General features: G+C 36.5%; 12 protein-coding genes. All 12 read left to right on the plus strand.

Annotated elements, in window-relative coordinates; translation table 11 throughout:
- Positions 1-244 precede the first annotated feature (244 nt).
- Complete coding sequence (locus tag KHA94_RS17985; protein WP_213103512.1) at positions 245-1,396, plus strand: Gfo/Idh/MocA family protein; 1,152 nt, start codon at positions 245-247, stop codon at positions 1,394-1,396.
- Between the two features lie 103 nt (positions 1,397-1,499).
- Positions 1,500-2,411: an ABC transporter permease gene (locus KHA94_RS17990; protein ID WP_249365634.1), complete on the plus strand. Its 912-nt coding sequence runs from the start codon at positions 1,500-1,502 to the stop codon at positions 2,409-2,411.
- 13 nt (positions 2,412-2,424) lie between these two features.
- Positions 2,425-3,306 (plus strand): carbohydrate ABC transporter permease, encoded by an 882-nt coding sequence (locus tag KHA94_RS17995; RefSeq protein WP_213103513.1) that lies wholly within the window; start codon positions 2,425-2,427, stop codon positions 3,304-3,306.
- A 15-nt stretch (positions 3,307-3,321) separates the two neighbouring features.
- The gene (locus tag KHA94_RS18000; protein ID WP_213103514.1) at positions 3,322-4,938 is read left to right on the plus strand and encodes an extracellular solute-binding protein; all 1,617 of its coding nucleotides are present in this window, start codon (positions 3,322-3,324) and stop codon (positions 4,936-4,938) included.
- Positions 4,939-5,014: 76 nt separating this feature from the next.
- Positions 5,015-5,698, plus strand: coding sequence for a YesL family protein (locus KHA94_RS18005; RefSeq protein WP_213103515.1), 684 nt, complete (start codon positions 5,015-5,017; stop codon positions 5,696-5,698).
- A gap of 285 nt (positions 5,699-5,983) precedes the next feature.
- Positions 5,984-8,440, plus strand: a complete 2,457-nt coding sequence (locus KHA94_RS18010; protein WP_249365635.1) for a M60 family metallopeptidase — start codon at positions 5,984-5,986, stop codon at positions 8,438-8,440.
- Between the two features lie 236 nt (positions 8,441-8,676).
- Complete coding sequence (locus KHA94_RS18015) at positions 8,677-11,238, plus strand: beta-galactosidase (protein WP_213103517.1); 2,562 nt, start codon at positions 8,677-8,679, stop codon at positions 11,236-11,238.
- Between the two features lie 469 nt (positions 11,239-11,707).
- Positions 11,708-11,986 (plus strand): hypothetical protein, encoded by a 279-nt coding sequence (locus tag KHA94_RS18020; RefSeq protein WP_213103518.1) that lies wholly within the window; start codon positions 11,708-11,710, stop codon positions 11,984-11,986.
- A 53-nt stretch (positions 11,987-12,039) separates the two neighbouring features.
- Positions 12,040-16,203 carry an endo-alpha-N-acetylgalactosaminidase family protein gene (locus tag KHA94_RS18025; protein ID WP_249365591.1) on the plus strand — a complete coding sequence of 1,388 codons (4,164 nt, stop codon included), beginning with the start codon at positions 12,040-12,042 and terminating at the stop codon, positions 16,201-16,203.
- A gap of 600 nt (positions 16,204-16,803) precedes the next feature.
- On the plus strand, positions 16,804-18,570 hold the full coding sequence (locus KHA94_RS18030; RefSeq protein ID WP_213103519.1) for a sensor histidine kinase: 1,767 nt from the start codon (positions 16,804-16,806) through the stop codon (positions 18,568-18,570).
- 2 nt (positions 18,571-18,572) lie between these two features.
- Positions 18,573-20,192: a response regulator transcription factor gene (locus KHA94_RS18035; RefSeq protein WP_213103520.1), complete on the plus strand. Its 1,620-nt coding sequence runs from the start codon at positions 18,573-18,575 to the stop codon at positions 20,190-20,192.
- Positions 20,189-20,788 (plus strand): YesL family protein, encoded by a 600-nt coding sequence (locus tag KHA94_RS18040; protein WP_213103521.1) that lies wholly within the window; start codon positions 20,189-20,191, stop codon positions 20,786-20,788. The genes KHA94_RS18035 and KHA94_RS18040 overlap by 4 nt, the downstream gene beginning before the upstream one ends.
- Positions 20,789-20,799 lie beyond the last annotated feature (11 nt).

A 20,799-nucleotide genomic window follows, 5' to 3' on the forward strand; every position in this document is an offset into this window, starting at 1 on the left:
CTACGAAACCTAGGTTGTAAAGCAGATACCAACTATAATTGAAAAATAATATAATAATGATTTTTTCACTTGCTGAGGAGTAAGGGGATATTTATCAGTAGTTCGTTAGACTTGATAAGTTTGATTATTAGGAAAACGTTTGGATAATTTCAGGAAAAACATTTGGTTCTTTTAAGGTGGTGATCATCCCTTCGTTGCTTGTCTGAATTTTGACAGTTTACTAGTTTAGAATAGGAGTGAAAAAATGAATACAGTTAGAATAGGCATCATAGGAGCAGGACTACGAAGTGGGATTGCAAAGTATTGGCATAATCCAGGCGGGGAATCAGTGGTTGTTGCCGCTGCTGATGTCTCAATGGAAAGACTAAAGAAATTTCAAGAAAATATTAATGAACACGCATACATTACTTTGGACTATAAAGAGTTGTTAGCGCGTACGGATATTGATGCAGTCGCTATTCTATCGCCAGATTATCTTCATGAAGAACATGCAATTGCTGCCCTTCAAGCAGGTAAACATGTCTATTGTGAAAAGCCCTTAGCAATAACAGTAGAAGGCTGTGATCGTATTATTAAGGAGTCAGAAAAAGCTAGAAAGCACCTTATGGTTGGATTCAATATGCGTTATATGAGTATGTACCAAACAATGAAAGAGATTATTGATTCAGGTGTGATCGGTGATCTTAAAGCTGTCTGGGTAAGACACTTTGTCGGATTTGGCGGATACTATTATTATCATGACTGGCATGGAACAGCGAAAAACACGACTTCGCTTTTATTGCAAAAGGGTTCTCACGATCTCGACGTGATCCATTGGATTACGGGAAAATATACGAAAAAGGTATCGGCTTTTGGGGGACTTGATTTTTATGGCGGAGATAAACCAAATACGTTAACATGTCCAACATGTGATGAAAAGGATACTTGTACCGATGCAAGTCTGAAAATTCTGACTCAATGTGCATTCCGGGAAGAAATTGATGTTGAAGACAATAATATGTTGATCATGGAGCTTGAAGGCGGAATTAAAGCATCCTACTTGCAATGTCATTTTACACCAGATTATTCAAGAAATTATACCTTTATCGGTACAAAAGGAAGAGTAGAGAATGATGATGTTAATGACAAAATTTACGTGAAAACAAGAAAATCCAATACCTGGAATGAATTCAGTGATATAACGTATGACATGAAAAAAGAACTAGGCAGTCACGGTGGTTCAGATCCGAAGATATGTAAAGACTTTGTCGAACTAATCTTAAACAACAAGCAACCTTTAACAACACCATTTGCAGGGAGAATGAGTGTTGCGGTAGGATGTGCAGCAACTGAATCCATTCGCTCTGGCGGAAAAGTTATTGAAGTTTGTCAAGGTTCAACTGTAAAGAATGTGTAACTAGCTTCCGTTAAGAGAAGGGGGAGAAAATTTGGAAAAAATTATTCAAAACGACACTAGTATTCAAGTAGATAATATATCAAAAAAAAAAGCAAATGTTTCCTTGTCGAAGTGGACAAATTTAAAGAAATCATTTCGTAAAAATTGGGATCTTTATTTATTGATTACTCCGGTAATCGCCTACTTTATTATCTTTCATTATCTTCCATTGTATGGGATCCAAATTGCTTTTAAAGATTTTATTGCTACGAAAGGCATATGGGATAGTCCATGGGTAGGAATGAAACACTTCGAACGATTTTTTGATAGCTACTATTTTTGGAGGCTTATAAAGAATACGCTGGGAATTGGTATTTATACGCTTGCTATATCGTTCCCAATTCCGATTATTATCGCACTAATGCTCAATGAAGTAAGAAATTCAAAGTTCAAAAAATTCGTTCAAACAGTGATATATGCACCACATTTTTTATCCACTGTGGTAGTGGTTGGAATGTTGATTCTGTTTTTAAAATCAGATGGTCTAATTAATCAAGTGATCACCCTATTTGGGGGTACTCCCATTGATTTTATAACTGAACCAGGCTGGTTTAAAACTCTTTATGTATTCTCAGATGTTTGGCAAACGATGGGATGGAGCTCAATTATCTACCTTGCAGCACTTACAGCTGTTGATCATTCACAGCACGAAGCGGCAATGATTGATGGTGCCTCAAGACTCCAAAGAATTTGGTATATTAACATACCTGCGATTATGCCAACGATTGTCATTCTTTTCATCTTAAATGCAGGCTCTGTTATGTCTGTAGGATTTGAAAAGGTTTTCCTAATGCAAAACAGTTTGAACATGTCTGCATCAGATGTGATTTCAACGTTTGTTTACAGGAGCGGTATTTTGGAGGCACAGTATAGCTTCTCCACTGCTGTCGGGTTATTCAATTCAATAATTAACTTCATTATGCTTGTGATGGTTAATTATTTTGCTAAGAAAATCAATAAAACAAGCTTATGGTAGGTGGTGAACCAGATTGCAGAATTCTACTTCGGACAAAGTGTTTAGTTTTTTCAATTATTTCTTTCTGGCTATAATCGCATTGCTTATTTTATATCCTTTATATTTTGTTGTAAGCGCTTCTTTTAGTAATCCAACCTATATCTTGACAGGGGAAATGTGGCTTTGGCCAAAAGGATTTAATTTAGATGCTTATAAAAAGGTGTTCGAGAATGAAGATATAGTGAATGGATTTATCAATACACTTAAATATACTACTTTCGGAACACTAATAAACGTAATCATGACAATTATGGCTGCATACCCGTTATCGAGAAAAGACTTCTACGGACGAAATGTGATTATGGCGATTTTTGTATTCACGATGTTTTTTGGCGGGGGATTAATTCCTACATATTTACTTATTCGCGACCTTGGGATGATCGATACGTTTTGGGTCATGGTTATACCAAATGCGGTTGCGGTCTGGAATATTATCATTATGCGGACATTTTTTCAAACGACGATCCCTCTCGAACTGCAGGAGTCGGCACAGATTGACGGATGCGGGAATATCCGAATTTTGATAAATATTGTTTTACCCCTTTCGATGCCTGTTATTGCTGTTATGGTTCTGTTTTATGCAGTGGGACATTGGAATTCCTATTTTCATGCATTAATTTATTTGTCAGATAAAGATAATTTTCCTCTTCAATTGGTTTTAAGAGAAATACTGATCAAAGGTGAAATGGATGAAATGATTAAAGCTACCTCAGAAAGCTTTTTAAAACAGCAGTTGAGTGTAGAAGGGTTGAAATATGCCGTCTTGATTGTATCAAACTTGCCAATGATGATTCTGTATCCGTTCTTGCAAAAATACTTTGTAAAAGGATTCATGATTGGCTCTATTAAAGGATAATAAGGGGGATGTCGTATGAAGAGAAAAAAATATTTAACCAGTCTTATTACAGGTGCATTATCCGTATCCATTTTACTAAGCGGCTGTAAGGACAAAGAGGCGTCTACTGAGACAGACAAAGAAAATAAGGATAATCTGAACAATACGAACATGCCGATTGTGAAAGAGAAAATTGAACTAGATGGATTTGCTGCAAGGTATTTATCTCCACAGAATTGGGAAGACCTTATGCTTTGGAAAGAATATGAAAAAATGACGAATATTCATATTAATTGGGAAACGGTTTCTACTGAAGCGTTGCCAGAGAAGCGTAATCTTATGTTAGCAAGTGGAGACTACCCTGATTTATTGTTTGCGGCAGCTTTACCAAAATCTGACCTTATAAAGTATGGTCAGCAAGGGGTTTTTCTTCCTCTTAATGACCTAATTGACAAATATGCCCCAAATCTTAAAAAGATTATGGAAGAAAATCCTATCGTTAAACAAGGGATTACTATGGCTGATGGGAATATTTATGGTTTCCCTGCTTACTATGATCCAAGTTTTAAAGGAATGCATATTGGAACTCCATGGATACAAAAGGACTGGTTAAACAAATTAGGATTAGAGGAACCTACAACTTGGGATGAGCTATACGAAGTATTGAAGAAGTTTAAGGAAGAAGATCCAAATGGTAACGGTCAGGCAGATGAGATCCCATTAGGGGCGTCGTTCAGTATCAATCAAATTATTAATTTCCTTAAAGGATCAGTTGGTTTAAACAATCACGGAATATCGAATGGGCATATCGACTTAGATCCAAAAGGAGATAAATTAAGATTCCAGCCAACATCCAAAGAATACAAACAGCTGCTAACCTATGTAAATAAGTTATACACTGAGGGTTTAATTGATAAAAATGTCTTTACCCCTGATTCTTCAAAATTTAATGCAGTTGCTGCAAAAGGTGTTTATGGAGTGCTGCCTGAAATCGATCCTAAAATTTTGTTGAACTTAGATGGATATGTCGGTATGCCTGTACTTGAGGGTCCAAATGGTGATCGATTAAATACGGCAATCGGATCCCCATTGGGTGGTGCAGGGATGTTCGTTATAACTGATAAAAATAAGAATCCAGAAGCTTCCGTTCGATGGATCGACCATTTCTACAGCGAGGAAGGCATAAAAATGTTCTTTATGGGATTTGAAGGTGTAACCTATACAGAAAAGGATGGTGAATTCGTATATACGGATGAAATGACCAAAAACCCTGATGGACTGAACCTCGACCAAGCCTTAAGCAAATATTTAACATGGCCGGGCGGATATTATCCTGGAGTTGTTACGGAAAAATATTTCCAAGGTGCAGAAGGATCTGAAGAAACTTTAGCTAATGCTGAGAAGGCAGAACCACTTACCCTTAAACAGGATGAAATCTGGCCGAACTTTAATTACACTGTCGATGAGTCAAGTGAGTTGTCTGCACTTTCTACAGATATTAACACATATGTTACAGAAATGACTGCAAACTTTATTACAGGCAAGAAGTCATTCGACGAATGGGACAACTATGTTAAAACATTAGAAAAAATGGGCCTAAAACGTTTTATGGAAATTAATGAAGCCGCTTATAAGAGATATAAAGATCAATAATTTATTAGACTCAGGAGGGATAGAATTTACTATCCCTCCTGAGTCAAAAGTATCTATCAGGAAAGGAGAGATTATTATGGAGTCAAATCGCCTTTGGGATAAATTTTATCGATTCTCAGAAATTGTCATGAAAGTAGTCCTCATTCAGGGCCTATGGGTGGCATTTACACTGTCCGGAGTCATCATTTTAGGAATTGTGCCAGCTACTATCGGGATGTTTACTGTTGTTCGGAAATGGATGATGGGAGAAGAAAATAATCGAGCATTAATTAAAGCTTTTTGGAATGCTTTCCGTAAAGAGTTTTGGAGGGCGAATGCCATGGGCATAGTCTTATTTTTACTAAGTTTTTTGCTCTATATGAATCTTTCTATTATGCGATTTACAGAAGGTTTTATCTATTTATTTCTATTCATAGGTTTATTCACGCTTAGTATTCTGTTCCTCATATTGCTTATCTATATCTTTCCAGTATATGTTCACTTTGACTTGAAGTTTTTTCAGTACTTTACAATGTCCTTGCTTTTAGGAATATCCTCGCCAATTTATACACTATTAGCTGTGTTTGGTTGTTTTGTCCTATATCGGCTATTTTTATTGATCCCAGGCTTGATTCCTTTCTTTAGTATCGGTTTGTTTGCTCTGTTTATTATGTGGGTATCTCTTAAGGCATTCAAAAGAACGGAACAACAAACACATATAAAGCCTGGCGTGCAAAGAAAATCACCTATGAAACACTTTAAGGATAGAACAGCACCTTAATGATGACTAGTCACAATACAAGGAGTATTCGATGATTACAGATAATTACTGCCGAATTTAAGGTGTTCCAAGAAGACAGCATATTGTCCTCTTTTATCATAATTTCACTACAAACGCACATGGTTGGAACATGAACCACCGTAGAGGATCATCCCAGAGACAATGTAATAGAAATGGAGTGATAGATTGGTTTATTAAAAAGGAATACTAGAGTTATATGTTTATGGAATTGTTCGATCGTTTAGCAACACTATTACTATTTAGAAATAGGAGATGAAATTGGTGATGAAGAAAAAAGCAATGATTATTGCCCCTCTTTGTGCATTGTCTTTGTCAATGACTATTGCCCTTCCTGTTATTCATGCCGAAAATGCTACCAAGAATACTCCTTCATCAACGATATCCATTACGAAGGAGGAGTTAATTTCTCCAACAGTATTGAAGAGAGACTTTGAGATTCTGTATCGTGGCCTTAACAGTATTCCAACTACAGCCAGCTCTTACACAGGAGGAGTAAGTGCAATTGGCAAATCATCGTTTCCTGTTGCAGTAAACCCTGAATCGACTCCATTTATGGCAGGCTCGCGATATGGTAAAGGTCGGGTCCTTGCGGTAGGGGATGAAGTGAATCTATTTAATCTATCCTTAAATTCAGGAGATGACAAAAGTAAAGTCGCACGTAACATCTTAATTTGGCTAACGCAGGATGTTCATAAAAAGGCGACGAGTTATGAAGAGGCATTAAAGGGTAAAGGCAAACTAGAAATGATAACGACGGCTGATGATAATGAATTTAAGGTGAATCCCGATCTGCCCATTGCTTTGGAAAGAATTGAAAATTGGTCGGACGTACAATTAAACCCGAGTAAATATCCGGTCGCCTTTGTATATAACGATTTAAAGGATGAAGATGTAAAGAACTTGTCTGATTATATTCGTAAGGGTGGTAATGTCGTTGTTGCTCAAAAGGGATGGGTGTTGGAAGGCTATCCTACCGAGGATATGAAAGAAAAAGTTGGAGGAAGAGCGGTGAAAATTAGTGACTATCCACTGCAGCAACTTTTAAATAAAGTCGGGATTAGTTTAATGAACAATATTGCAGCTGATAAAGACGGTGGAGTTCCTAAACTTTCGTTTGACAAGGCGATGAACTATCACATATTACGTTTAGTCGATCAAGCAAAAGCGTATGAAAAGGGTAGTTTATCTCCTAATGATATTCACCTCGGACCACCAGATGCAACAGATGTACAGAAACTATCCATTCTTGGAACCATTGTAAGCTGTACTGTAGATGCGTTAACATCTGAAAGCCCATTACTTGAGATGGTACGAGAAGATTCCAAAAACCTTGGACAAGTGTCTTTTCCAGTTGAAAAAGGCAAGTTACCTTATACGAGTGCATTGTTAGCCTACACGTCTAATCAGGCATCTCTTTCTCCCGACGGCACTAAATCTCCCTTTGCAGATGATTTTCCTGGTAAAGTGGGAGACAACGCCCCAGTAGTTGAGGACAAATCAATCGAAGTAGATTTTGACTATAATGATTTCAGTTATTTACGAACATTGGTACCGCCAGGAAATTGGATAAGCACTGGATTGTATGTGCCTCCAGGTCAAACCATTACGATTAATGTTCCTGAGGGGGCAGAACATCTAGACGTTCAAGTTGGAGCGCATACCGATAACTTAACTAGCCTTTCAACGTGGCAGAGAGTCCCTTCTATCACATTACGGCAAACGCTAAAACCTGGTAAGAATGAAGTTAAAAGTCCGTACGGCGGTTTAGTTTACTTAATTCCAACAGAAGCGAAAGAAAACAGTAAGGCAAATGTGAGCATTAGTGGAGCGGTCGGAGCCCCTCAATTTGTTTTAGGGAAAACTAGTATACAAGATTGGAAAGATACTATACGAAACTATGAATCTCCTTGGGCAGAATTGCAAAGCGACAGGATTATCCTTACTGTTCCTTCCGATGTGATCCGTCAGCTTGATAATCCGGAAGAACTATTGAAGAAATGGGATGATATGCTGGCTAAGTATGATGAGTTGATTGGTGTCGGTCCAGATAATGCGCTTCCGCATCGAAGCGCGGATCGTCCTCATCGTATTGTGGCAGACAGACAAATCAGTGCTGGTTATATGCATGCCGGTTATCCGATCATGATCCCAATTGACCCAGAAGCCAAAAACGCCGTTGACTTTTCAAAAATACAAACAGGCTGGGGCTTTTGGCATGAAATGGGGCATGAATATCAACAGACTCCTTGGTTTTGGGGAGATATTACTGAAGTAACCGTCAATATCCATTCCTTGAACATGCAAGATTATTTCGGTGCCCCTAACCGATTAGTGGTCGAAAAAGATAAACAAGGCAAATCCTATTATGATAAAGCATTCGAATTCTTAAACAGCAATGATCCGAACAAAAATTACAATCAAATAGGTGTATTTGAACGATTAGTGATGTTCAGACAGCTACAACTTGCATTTGGATGGGATTTCTACACGCAACTGCATATAGCCTATCGTGAATTACCGGAGAATCAATTACCGTCTGATGATGATCAGGAAAAAATTGATATGTACGTTGTCATGTCCTCGAAAACGAGCGGGAAAAACTTGCTTAATTTCTACGATAAATGGGGCTTGAAATTTACGGATGATGCCCGTAAAAAAGTAGAAGCGATGAAATTACCTCAACCTGAAAGTCCGATTTGGATGATAAGGGAAGATCAGTAAAATCGCATCATGCTTCATCCTGCGAATTCTATCCTTAAATAGAGTTCGCAGGTTTCTATAAATCTATTCATTTTTTTATATCCATCCGTAGTGAATATTCAATCTGTTCTTTTTTGATCATATGCTTTTAAAGTAATGCCCGGATGAATATTCTTTTTTGGGGGCAGTGTAACAGCATTCGTGTTAATGTAGGGGTCCTACAGAATATTTCCTAATAAAATTTTGGAGGGAAATCAATGATTACTTATGACCAAAAAAGCTGGAAGATTAATAATGAAAGAATCTTTATCCTATCTGCTGCTATCCACTATTTCCGCCTTCCAAAGGCAGAGTGGAGCGAAGTCTTAGATAAGGCGAAAGCAGGGGGCTGCAATACAATCGAAACGTACATCCCTTGGAATTTTCATGAAATGAATGAAGGGGAATGGGATTTCTCTGGCGACAAGGATTTAGCTCATTTTTTTGAGCTATGCGCTGACAAAGGATTATATGTGATTGCGAGACCAGGGCCATATATTTGTGCTGAATGGGATTTTGGCGGAATACCTTGGTGGCTCTCTACGAAAAAGGGGATTCAATATCGTACCGCTGAACCTATCTTTCTACAATATGTGGATAAATATTTCGATCAGGTCATACCGATCATAGATGAATTCCAGTTGACGAAAAATGGAACAGTCATTATGGTCCAAGTAGAAAACGAATTCCAGGCATTTGGTAAACCTGACAAACAGTATATGGAAAACTTGCGGGACGGTATGATGGCGAGGGGCATTGAGGTACCATTTATTACATGCTACGGAGCCGTTGATGGCGCAGTCGAGTTTCGCAATTTTTGGTCGCATGCCAAACACGCCGCTGAGATCTTAGATGAACGGTTTGCCAATCAGCCGAAAGGGGTTATGGAGTTTTGGATCGGCTGGTTTGAACATTGGGGCGGAAATAAAGCGAATCAAAAAACACCTGAGCAGCTTGAACGTGAGTGTTACCAACTATTGAGTAATGGATTTTCTGCAATCAATTATTACATGTATTTCGGCGGCACCAATTTTGACCATTGGGGTGGCAGGACAGGTGGAGAACAGATTTTTTCCACGACATCGTATGATTATGATGTCGCCATTGATGAATATTTACAGCCAACAAGAAAGTATGAGGTATTAAAAAGGTTTCATTCATTTACTAAGTGGCTCGAACCGGTATTCACAGATGCAGAACAAACAGGTATAGAATTAAAGCTTCCTAGTGAACTAAAGTCTCAGCGGGTTGTCAGTCCACATGGTGAAGTGATATTTATCGAGAATACTAGACAGGAAAGAGTTCAATCACAGGTTTTACTTGATGGTGAATCGGTTCCGTTTACGATAGAGGCGAATGCGGTTTTACCGATTGTCTGTCATGTGAACGTAGGAAACAGCTTTTCTATTGCGACACTCACTGGTCAGACAACTGGGTTCGATACCGATAAGGCGGTCATTTATCATGAGGAAGGGCAGCGTTCATTTTTGAAATTACAGCTTAATAGAAAGGCTGAAGTTCATTGTCCAATGCCGAATCGCTTTGAAATCAGTGAGGATGACATGGTTACGTTTCATTTATTCCATGGAAGCCAACCACAAACCGTTCAGCTTTCCTTTGAAGGTGGTTCCAGCTATTCAATTGAAGTGGTTTCAAGAAAATCTTTAGAAAAAGCGGTTCCTCATTTGGACAAGAGCTCAGCAAATCATCCATTACATTGGGAAGCGGCAGATGAAAAGCTTTGTTTTTTAAGCGGAAACGTGAAAGAGGCCGACAAACCACTTGATTTTAGCAGCTTCGGACAGTTTAGCGGCTATTTAGGTTATGAAAGTGAATTTTATGCTGAGGAAACGAAGGATACGACGATTGTTTTTACGAGAATCGAGGATCCCGTCATGGTCTTCTGTAATGATCAATATGTCGGCAAGCTTAGCATGATTGGGGCTGCAGCCATTGAGGTTCCTGTTAAGAAAGGGAAAAATACATTAACCTGCCTTGTCCAAAATATGGGGCGTTTTAACTATTCTCAAGCGATCGGTGAACCAAAAGGGATGAGTGAAGCGCCTGCTCTGAATGGAAAGTATTTATCATTACGGGAAGGATGGCAGGTAGAAGGGTGTGGAGTTACACACCATTTATCGCAAATACCAAAAATTGAAGGACGAATTGGATTTTTAAGATCTTTCATGAATCATGGTTATGACCGGGCGATTCTTGTTGGTGAGGGTGTATCGCGTGTTCAGGTAAATGGAAGATCGGTAAAGATGTTAATGGAGACTCAAACGGCTTGGTCAAGAGGTTATGCTGTGTACGGGGTTGCGGATATTAGCGATGCCTTAAAGCAGGGAGAGAATGTATTAGATTTAGATGTTCAGAATACATCTAGTATTCGCCGCTTTGATCTTTATTTGTATAACGAACAAGAGCAAATTAAAAACTGGAAAACAAAATCATTTGCCCAGATTCAAGAAGAAAAGGAATGGTCGGCTGCTAATCAACAGAATCAACAAACAGTTTCTCCACGCTGGTATAAAAGTTCTTTTGACTGGAAGCCAGAAAACGGTTTGATTGTCAAAATTCGATTGGATGTCATGAGTAAAGGCTGTTTTTGGATAAATGGCCAATGTTTAGGACGGTACTGGAACATTGGACCTCAGGAGGAATATAAGATTCCAGCCTCGTTATTAAAAGAACAAAATGAAATTGTTATATTTGATGAGGAAGGCTTAAAGCCAGATCAGGTCGTTATTCATTCATATTTTCCATTGATAGAGAAATAGGTTGGTGTCAGGTACCGACAAAGACAAAAATAAAGGGTTTGTCGGTATGGAAAGCATAACAAACTACATAAAGTTAAACGTCAAATAATCCCCACCTAGGTAGATGGGGATTATTTGACGTTACGTTATCTATGGTTATTAATTGCAGTTCATTTCGACTGAAATAGAAATAAATCATGCAAACTGAAGTGAGTATTATTTACTAATTTTTTTCGAGACAAAGGACCTGTTTCCTTGTCTTTTGGGCTGCTGCAGCAATCCGTGAACTCCATGTAGGTAAAATTTATCAAATTATTAAAAAACAAAGAATAGTCAAATTTTAGTTAAAATATATCATTAAGTATTAACTCGGTTTGTTAGAATATTAAATTAACTGAAAATTTAAAACATAAAACGTATTTTGAGTATTAAGGGAGGTGCATGATTTTATTAATTTGAGAGGGCAATTAGTTTATTTTTATCATTATTTATGGTTACACAAGTATTTGGTTTTAATGTTTCTTTTACAGCATATGCTGCCAATACTGCTCAGCACATTCAGTATGATTGGCAAAATCTATATATGCAAAATTTTGATGACGGAAATATTGGAGGCTGGCAAGCTGCTGTTGGTACTGCCTCAACATTAGTGATAGAAAATAATCAAATGAAAGTAGTAAGGGGAGCAGATAACAATCTTATAGTAGTAGATCAAAACTCACCCCAGCTTGCAGATGGGGACTACGAATTCCAATTTAAGTTAAACTAAAGATTAATTAAAAGCATTTGAAAAGTAATGGATAAACCTAGAGGAGGTAAATCATGTCACTGTCAAAGATAATTAAAAACTTAGCAATTGTGGTAGCTTCTGCACAGATGATTAGCATTACAATTCCAGCATTTTCAGGAACTGCAGATGCTGCAGCTTATGATGGAATAATAGCATCAAATCAAATGAAAGTTGAAGTAGATCAGAATTTTCCAAGAGTAATAAAGTATGAGTTAAACAGCAAAGTATTAAATGGCTCAGAAGATGTATTAAACACAATAAGAATTAACGGAACAGACTATGTACCGAAAGTAACCTACACAGAAGCAGCAGATAATAAAGCTGACTATGTTCTAACCGTTGATGAGTTAAATGTAGTAATATTTCTATCCATAACAGTAGAAGAGAATACACTTGATTTTGAAGTAAAAAAAGTGGAAGAAAATGGTGCAACGAGAATACACACCATTGATATTCCAAACCATAGCTTGGCATCGGTAAGAAGTACAGAAGCGGGTGCAGAATTTGCCGGTTCCAGAATGGAAAACGCTGTTTATAAAAAAGGTGATGTGTACCAACCTGTATCAGGTACTCCTACGGTAGATAGTACACCAAAAAACTATATGTACGCGTTCATTAACAATGATGAATTGGCAGCGGGTGTTTGGTCAAATGCATTTGGTGATGCAAATAAAGATGCAGACAATGACAACCACCGTGTTGTTAAGCAGACTACAGAGAAAACGGGTTACTCTCGTACAGCTTTGTGGAGTGCTTCATGGGTATATCGTGGAAATGAAATGCCTGATGATATAACGGAGCCATTACCACACGCTAAAGTAGTGATCACAGAAGATGCAAATGGTGATGATCAAATGGACTGGCAGGATGCAGCTATTGCATACCGTAATATTATGAACAATCCTGTTGGCAGCGACAGAATGTCCGAACTTGTTGTTCACCGTATACCAATGAACTTTGGTAGCCAGGCAACAAACCCATTCTTAAAGACATTAGATGAAACAAAAAAAATATATTTATCAACTGATGGGCTTGGACAGTGGGTGGAATTAAAGGGTTACCAAGCAGAAGGTCATGACTCGGCACATCCGGATTATGGCGGACATATAGGTGTACGTCAGGGTGGACAGAAGGATATGGATACGCTTGTAAGAGAAGCGCAGAAATATAATGCATTCATGGGTGTACATATTAGTGGTACAGGTGCTCACCCAGAAGCAAAAGCTTTTGATGATCAATTAGTTAATTTAAATAAACCGGGTTGGGATTGGCTTGATCAATCCTATGACTTTGATGACCCGACATACCGTAGAGAAGTTTATACTGAAAACCGAATAAACCGTTTAAAGATGTTAAAGGAAGATGCACCAACACTTAATTTTATTTATGCTGATGCATGGTTTGAACAGGGCTTTAATGGAAGAAGATTTGCTAGAGAAGTGAACTCTTTGGGATGGACCCTTACGACTGAGTTTCCAAATGTATTAGAAGACGAAGCCGTTTGGAATCACTGGTCAGTCGACTATGATTACGGCGCCGGCGGCAATGAAATCAAGGGCTACAGCAGCGATATCGCAAGATTCATAAGAAATCACCAGAAGGATACTTGGATCGGTCGTCATCCGATTCTAGGCGGTACGGAGGCAACCGATTCGGAAGGATGGCAGGGTAGAGTAAATTATGATGAAATGATCGATGATGTATTCAAAACAAATCTACCAACCAAATATCTTCAAAGCTTCCCAATGACGAAGTACGATGTAACCAATAATGTGGGACGAGTTGAATTTAAAGGAAATGTTGTCGCCGAAAGGACAGAAGACGGAAAAAGAGTATTTACAAAAGATGGAAAGAAACTTCTTGAAGAAGATGTAACAATACAACAAGGAACAAGTAACGGTAACGTTTATGATGATGTAAGATTCAATAACCTCCAATATTTGTTACCATGGTCGCCAAATGCCGATAGGACAGAGAGCGAATTGGCAGGCGCTGAAGAAAAACTATATCACTATAATGAAGTTGGCGGATCATCTACTTGGGAACTTCCAAATAGCTGGAACAATGTATCAAAAGTTAAGTTATACACATTAACAGATACCGGTAAGAAAGATAAAAAAGTATTAAACGTAGTTGAAGGCAAAATCACGATTGATGCAAAACCAAAACAAGCTTACGGTGTATACAAAGGTGATGTTTCTGTAACTGCTGAAGATATGGAGTGGGGATTTGGAATGCCTACAAAGGATCCAAGCTTCAACAGCGGATCATTAGATCACTGGAAAGTAAAGAGCGGTGCTGCAACAGTAGAACGTAACAATCGTGGACAATATGAATTAGTAGTAAAAGAAAACAAAAAAGAGACTGTATTAGAAACTAAATTATCAGGTTTAAAGCCAGGAACATACTCAGCTTCAATATATGTACAGGTTGGCAATACACCAAACCGTACAAATGCTAGCGATCCAAACACTGCAGGAAATGCAAAACGTAAAACGACTATTGGTGTTAAAAATTCCGGCGGGGCAAACATAACTAACTATGCTGAAAGTTCACCGCTTAAAAACTATATCTCAGCTGACTCAAAGCACAGCACAAATATGCAAAGAATGAGAGTAGTATTTGATGTAGCAGAAGGACAGCAAACTGCACAATTATACTTGCAAGTAGCTCCAGGAACAGCGACTGTAACATTTGACGATGTACGCTGTGTACCTACAAAGAGAGTTGTTCCACAATCTTCAGATGTAGTATTAGCTGAAGATTTTGAAAATGTTGACCAAGGGTTGACGCCATTTGTTATTGCCGATGCTGATGGAGTAAGTGATCCACGTACTCATTTATCAGAATTACACGCTCCATACACTCAAAAAGGTTGGAATGGAAAAGCAGTTGATGATGTATTAAATGGCCAATGGTCCATTAAGTCCCATAAAACTGGTAGCGGTCTCATCATGAGAACATTACCGCAGACTTTAAGATTCGATAAAGGAACAACTTACGAAGTATCATTCAAATATGAAAGTCAGTTTGATAAGAAGATTAATTTCGTTGTTGGTAACGGTACTAAGGAAGTGATGAATGTACCAATGCCACAGGCAACCGTTCCTACACAGTTCACTGTTAAATTTACAGCAAGTACGGAAGATTTCTGGATAGGTACAAGAAATACGGCCGGAAGTTCAGCAGGAGACTTTATCCTTGATGATCTAGTGGTTAAGGAAGCAAAGGATGCTACAATTGAACCGCTACCAATTACACCTGTTGACTTATCTGTTATACCTGTAGATGGTATCAAAGCAAGTGCAACTGGTTATCAAGAAGGTGATAACCCTGAAAATGTTCTTGATGGAAACACAGGTTCATTGTGGCACACAGCTTGGGATGGAAGCGATGCATTACCACAATCCATTACTCTTGATTTAGGTAAAGCTTACGATGTAAACAGATTAGATGTAACTCCAAGACAGGAAACTAATAGTAGAGGAGAAGCAAGTGGTAATGGCTTCATTACAAAATATGACCTATATGTTAAGTATGCAGATGCTGAAGACTTTGCTAAAGTTGTTTCAAATGGAACATGGGAAAGAACAGTTGCTACAAAACAAGTAGCTATTGACAGTTCGAAGCCAATTACTCACGTTAAGTTAACTGCATTAGAAGGACTTAACCGATATGCTTCTGTAGCTGAGATGAGAGTTGCTCAAGAAGCTCCATCCATAACTGGACCAGATACCGTTGAGGTCAGCACATCAGTGGGAATGCACCCGGAAATGCCTTCAACAGTAAAGGCAACATTGAGCAATAACACAGAAATGGAATTGCCAGTTCAATGGCCAGCAATTGCCCCTTCAAAATATGCTGAAGAAGGATCATTTGAAGTAGTAGGACACATTAATGGCGTTGAAGCTGCAGCTATTACAGCGACTGTAACCGTAACGGCTAGTGAAGAAGTTGATATAGTAGATGCAAAAGTGATGAATGTTTACACTACAGTAGGAACTTCACCTGTTATGCCAGAAACTGCGAAGATGATCACATCAAATGGTACAGTTATAAATGTACCTGTAATTTGGGATAAAATAGCTAAAGATAGCTATAAGAATATTGGATCATTCAACGTAAAGGGTAGGGTAACAGGAACTAAAATAAAAGCTCAGGCTATTGTTATAGTTACAGATCCAAACAATCACTGAAATTCCTGAAGTAAAAGTAAGTACAGTAATTGGTAAAACACCAATACTCCCAAGCATGATTGAAGTAAAAAAGAGGTTTGACCACAGGTACTTATAGATTAACTATCTCTCTTGATGATGGGAAATCATATTCTGTGCAAATTAATCTCAAATAAATAATACTGTAGAGGAAAGAGGATGCATTTTTCTCTTTCAATGCTAGAATACGTGACTAAAAAGAGCCAGCGATTAAAACTTGCTGGCTCTTTTCATGTCAGATAGTAGCTTTGAGCATTTACATTTTTCGTAGATGCTCTTTAATATTGGCTGTTTTATAAAAGCTTGTTTTTTTTGTAATGTGTTTTAAGGACGTAAACTTTTGCAAAAAGGTTGATTGGAGCGGAAGGTGCGAGACTCCTGCGGGAATAGCGGGACAGGTGAGACCCCGCAGGAGCAAAGCGACGAGGAGGCTCAGCGCACGCCCCGCGGAAAGCGAGCAACCTGGAGCGCAAATCAACCTACCCCTTTTCAAATAGCAACAAAGTTTGCGTAAACAGCCTTAATATTTATATTTATAATATATGCCATTTTATACTATTATTAAAATGAGGTGGTAATTATATGATGAAGAGTAAAAGTATGTCAAAAAATTTTATAAGTAGCTTTATATTATTTATAGTTATACCCTTTATTATCACTAGTGTTGTAGTTAATAAGCTTTATGAAGGAGTTTTGGTTTCTCACTACAATGAAAAGACTCAGCAAAATATGGAACAGCTATCAATGGATATTGAGCTTGAGTTAAGGCGGATATACCTCAATGTAGCAAAGGTTTCAAATGAAAATGAACTATTATTCCTAGTAAATAATTGGTATGAGGAAAAGGATTCTGTTAAAAAGCTTGAAATTTCCTCAAAGATAGAATCAAAGCTTGATTATTTATTTGCCTATCAAGGGATGATAAATTCAATTGTATTTTTTTCAAAGAATGGCCAGATATTTAAGTATAAGGACCCTCTATATAAAAATGATTCTGATGTAAAAGACAGTTCATTGTATAAGGAAAGTATAAAAAATAGAGACAAAGTGTTTAGTATAAATAATTTTAATAGCTCTGATGATGTAAATGCTAATGGAGTTGATTTTTTAGTTGGAATTAGTCCTGAATACAGTTGGTACAATACAGCTACTGAGTTTATATATTGTGAAATTAAAACAGAGGCACTAAATTCTATCTATTCAAGATTTACATATGATTCTGTAGGAAAAATGATTATCGCTGATCCTAAGGGGAAAGTTGTAATATCACCGGATAAAAGTTTGCTTGGAAAAAATGTTTCTCAAGTAGAATATCTTAAGGATATTAACAATAAGGACAATAATTATTATAAATATAAAAAAGACACTATGTATATATCAAAATACACCTCAGAAAAGTCAGGATGGACTGTTATCAATATAATTGACGATAAGGCACTAACAAAGGATACAACGAACATTATGAAAATACTATTTGCCATATTTGTTGTATTCAATTTGTTTTTTATTTTATACTGTAAAACCTTCTTTAAAGATATTTTAAAGCCGATAAAAGAACTTATAAAAAAAATGAATGGTATTAAAGATGGAAGGCTTGATGAAATCACAAATATAAATACTAATTTGGAAGAAATTAATGAGCTAGGAAGCAACTATAATAAGATGATTCATGATATTAAGAACCTTATGGTAGAGAGGGATTTGAAGGAAAGAGAACGTTCTAAGGAAGAAATGAAGGTCTTACAAGCTCAAATAAATCCCCACTTCATTTATAATACCTTAAATGTAATTAAATTAATGGCTATGATCTCAAAGGCAGAGAGCATTAGAAAGGTAACAGATTCCTTTATGAAGCTTTTATCGGCAACCTTTAGAAGTGAATCCACCTTTATAACTGTAAAAGAAGAATTGGAATATCTTGATAATTATGCAGATATAATGAAGGTTCGGTTTGGAGATGATTTCAATTTAGTGGTTAAGGTGGAGGAAGAAGTAAGAAATCTTTATATTATAAAATTGGTATTACAGCCTATAGTTGAGAATGCAATCGTTCATGGAATTAATGAAATTGATGGAGAAAAAAATATCATTATAGCTGGATATGTGTCAGAGGAAAATCTTATCTTTGAAGTAGAAGACAATGGTAGAGGGATGTCAGAAGAAGAAATTGAAAGTATTTTTACAAGTAAAGAAAAAAGCAACAAAAGCTTTAATCATATTGGAATAAAAAATATTGAAAGCAGGATAAGACTAAATTGTGGACAAGGGTATGGAATAAAAATAGAAAGTGAAAAGAATAAATTCACAAAAGTAAAACTTATTCTTCCTATACTAAAAAAGGAGAGCTAGGTATGTATAAAATGCTGTTAGTTGAAGATGAGCCTATTGTAAGGCTTGCTTTAAAGTCCTTGATAGATTGGAATAATTATGGTTTCGATGAGGTTTTAGAGGCATCTAATGGAAATAAAGCTTTAGAGATAATTAAAGCTAGAGGGGATATTGATATAGTCATAACAGACATTAATATGCCTGTTATGAATGGCATTGAGCTTATTGAGGAAAGTAGACGACTTGGCATTAATACTGAGTTTTTAGTGTTAAGTGCTTATGATGATTATTCACTTGTAAGAAGTGCCTTTAAGCTCGGAATAAATGATTATATTTTAAAAACAGAAATGGAACCGGATAAAATTCTTAAAATGGTTATGGCTGCTTTAGAGGACAAAAAAAGAAAAAAAGGTAGTAAAAATCAGAGTGTTAATAGAAATGAACTAGTTAGGAAATTAATGGCTGGAGATTTTACCGAGAAGGATTTGGAGAATAGTGCATTAAGATTAAAAGGAGAAAATTATATTTGCTGTTCACTACTAATTGACAGTTTTAATATAGTTAAGAAAAGGTATGAGGATAATGATCTTAAGGAACTTATGAGTTCTGTAGAAAATGCTGTTATTCAACTGTTTGAAGTAGTAAATATGGGAGAAATTCTACCAATGTCTCCAGAAGAATATGGGATTATTTTAGCCTTCGACAATTCATATGTTAACTGTTTAAAGGAAAAACTTTCAGATATTTTAAATAAAATAAGAAATGCTCTTTTTAATTTTTTGAATATTGAAGTAACTGTTGGTATAAGTGAGGTTAGCAGCGATATTACAAAAATAAGCTCACTAATGGACGAAGCACAGAAAAATGCAAGATTTAGATTTATTTATGGCAAGGGAAAAAATATTTATCCTGAGAATGTTGAAGAGTTAAATAAGATAAAGAAAACTAAGAATTACAAAATAACTCAACAAATATTTCTAGAAATGAGTAAGGACAATGGGCTTTTAGAAGCGTTGGATAGGTTAGATGAAGAAAAGTGTTTAGAAGAGATGAAAAGGGTTTTTCAGTTGAATGAACTATCTGGAGCAAGTGAAATAGAAAGCTTCTATATTTATTATTTAGAGATAGTATTAATGGTCATTTACTACATCATTAAGGATGAAGAAGATAATCTTGAAGCTATTATTGGAGAAGATTTGGATTTTTATAGCGAAGTAAGAAAATTTGATACTAAATTAGAAATTGAGGAATGGATACTAATGCTTCTAACAAGAGTTATTAATTCTTCAAGAAAAATAAACCAGAGGGGGAATGGGGCAATTAAAAAGGCAAAGGATTTTATTCATAAGAATTATGGTGATAGAGTTACCCTAGATATGGTAAGTAAATCTATAGGCTTTAGTAAGGCATATTTCAGTAAAATTTTCACAGAAGAAACAGGGTATAACTTTACTACTTATTTAACGAATATAAGGATAGAAAAGGCAAAGGAGTTTTTAGCTAAAACTGATATGAAGATATATGAGATATGTGATAAAATCGGTTATCCTAACATTGAACATTTCAGCAGAACCTTTAAAAAACATGTAGGCATTAGCCCTATGCAGTATAAAAATGACAGAATGAGGAGGTGTTCCGAATGAAAGGATTATTTAACTTTGATGGACCATTGTACAAGTTTTGTGTATTAGTTTATGAAACCTTTATGTTGAATTTATTATGGTTTATAGGAAGCTTGCCAATAGTTACAATTGGAGTTTCCACTTCTGCACTATATTATGTTTACGGAAAAAAGGTAAGAGAAAAAAGCTATAACATATATAGTGACTTTATTAAGGGATACAAAGAAAATTTTAAGCAAGCTTTACCTATAGGAGCAGTTATTACAATAGTTTTATCTTTCAGTATTTATAACATATTTAAATTAAATAATATGGGCAGTGCATATCTATGGCTTCAGGGCGTTCAACTATTTATTATCTTTCAAATACTACTTATAAGTGTTTTTATTTTCCCTTTAATTGCTAGGGTTAATATGAAGCTTATTGATTTACTAAAGAATTCACTTATTTTAGCTTATAAGCACATAGTTAAAAGTACTACCTCTGTGGCACTCCTTATAGCACTAATATTGTTTACCATATATAAGCCTTCCTTTGTATTATTTTTCGTTAGCTTTTATGCTCTAGTTTCCACCTATTTAATTGAGAAGGTACTTAAAAGATATATTAAAAACTAAACCTAGTAATA

The organism is Cytobacillus citreus (genome assembly GCF_018343665.1).
Lineage (GTDB): Bacteria > Bacillota > Bacilli > Bacillales > Cytobacillaceae > Cytobacillus > Cytobacillus citreus.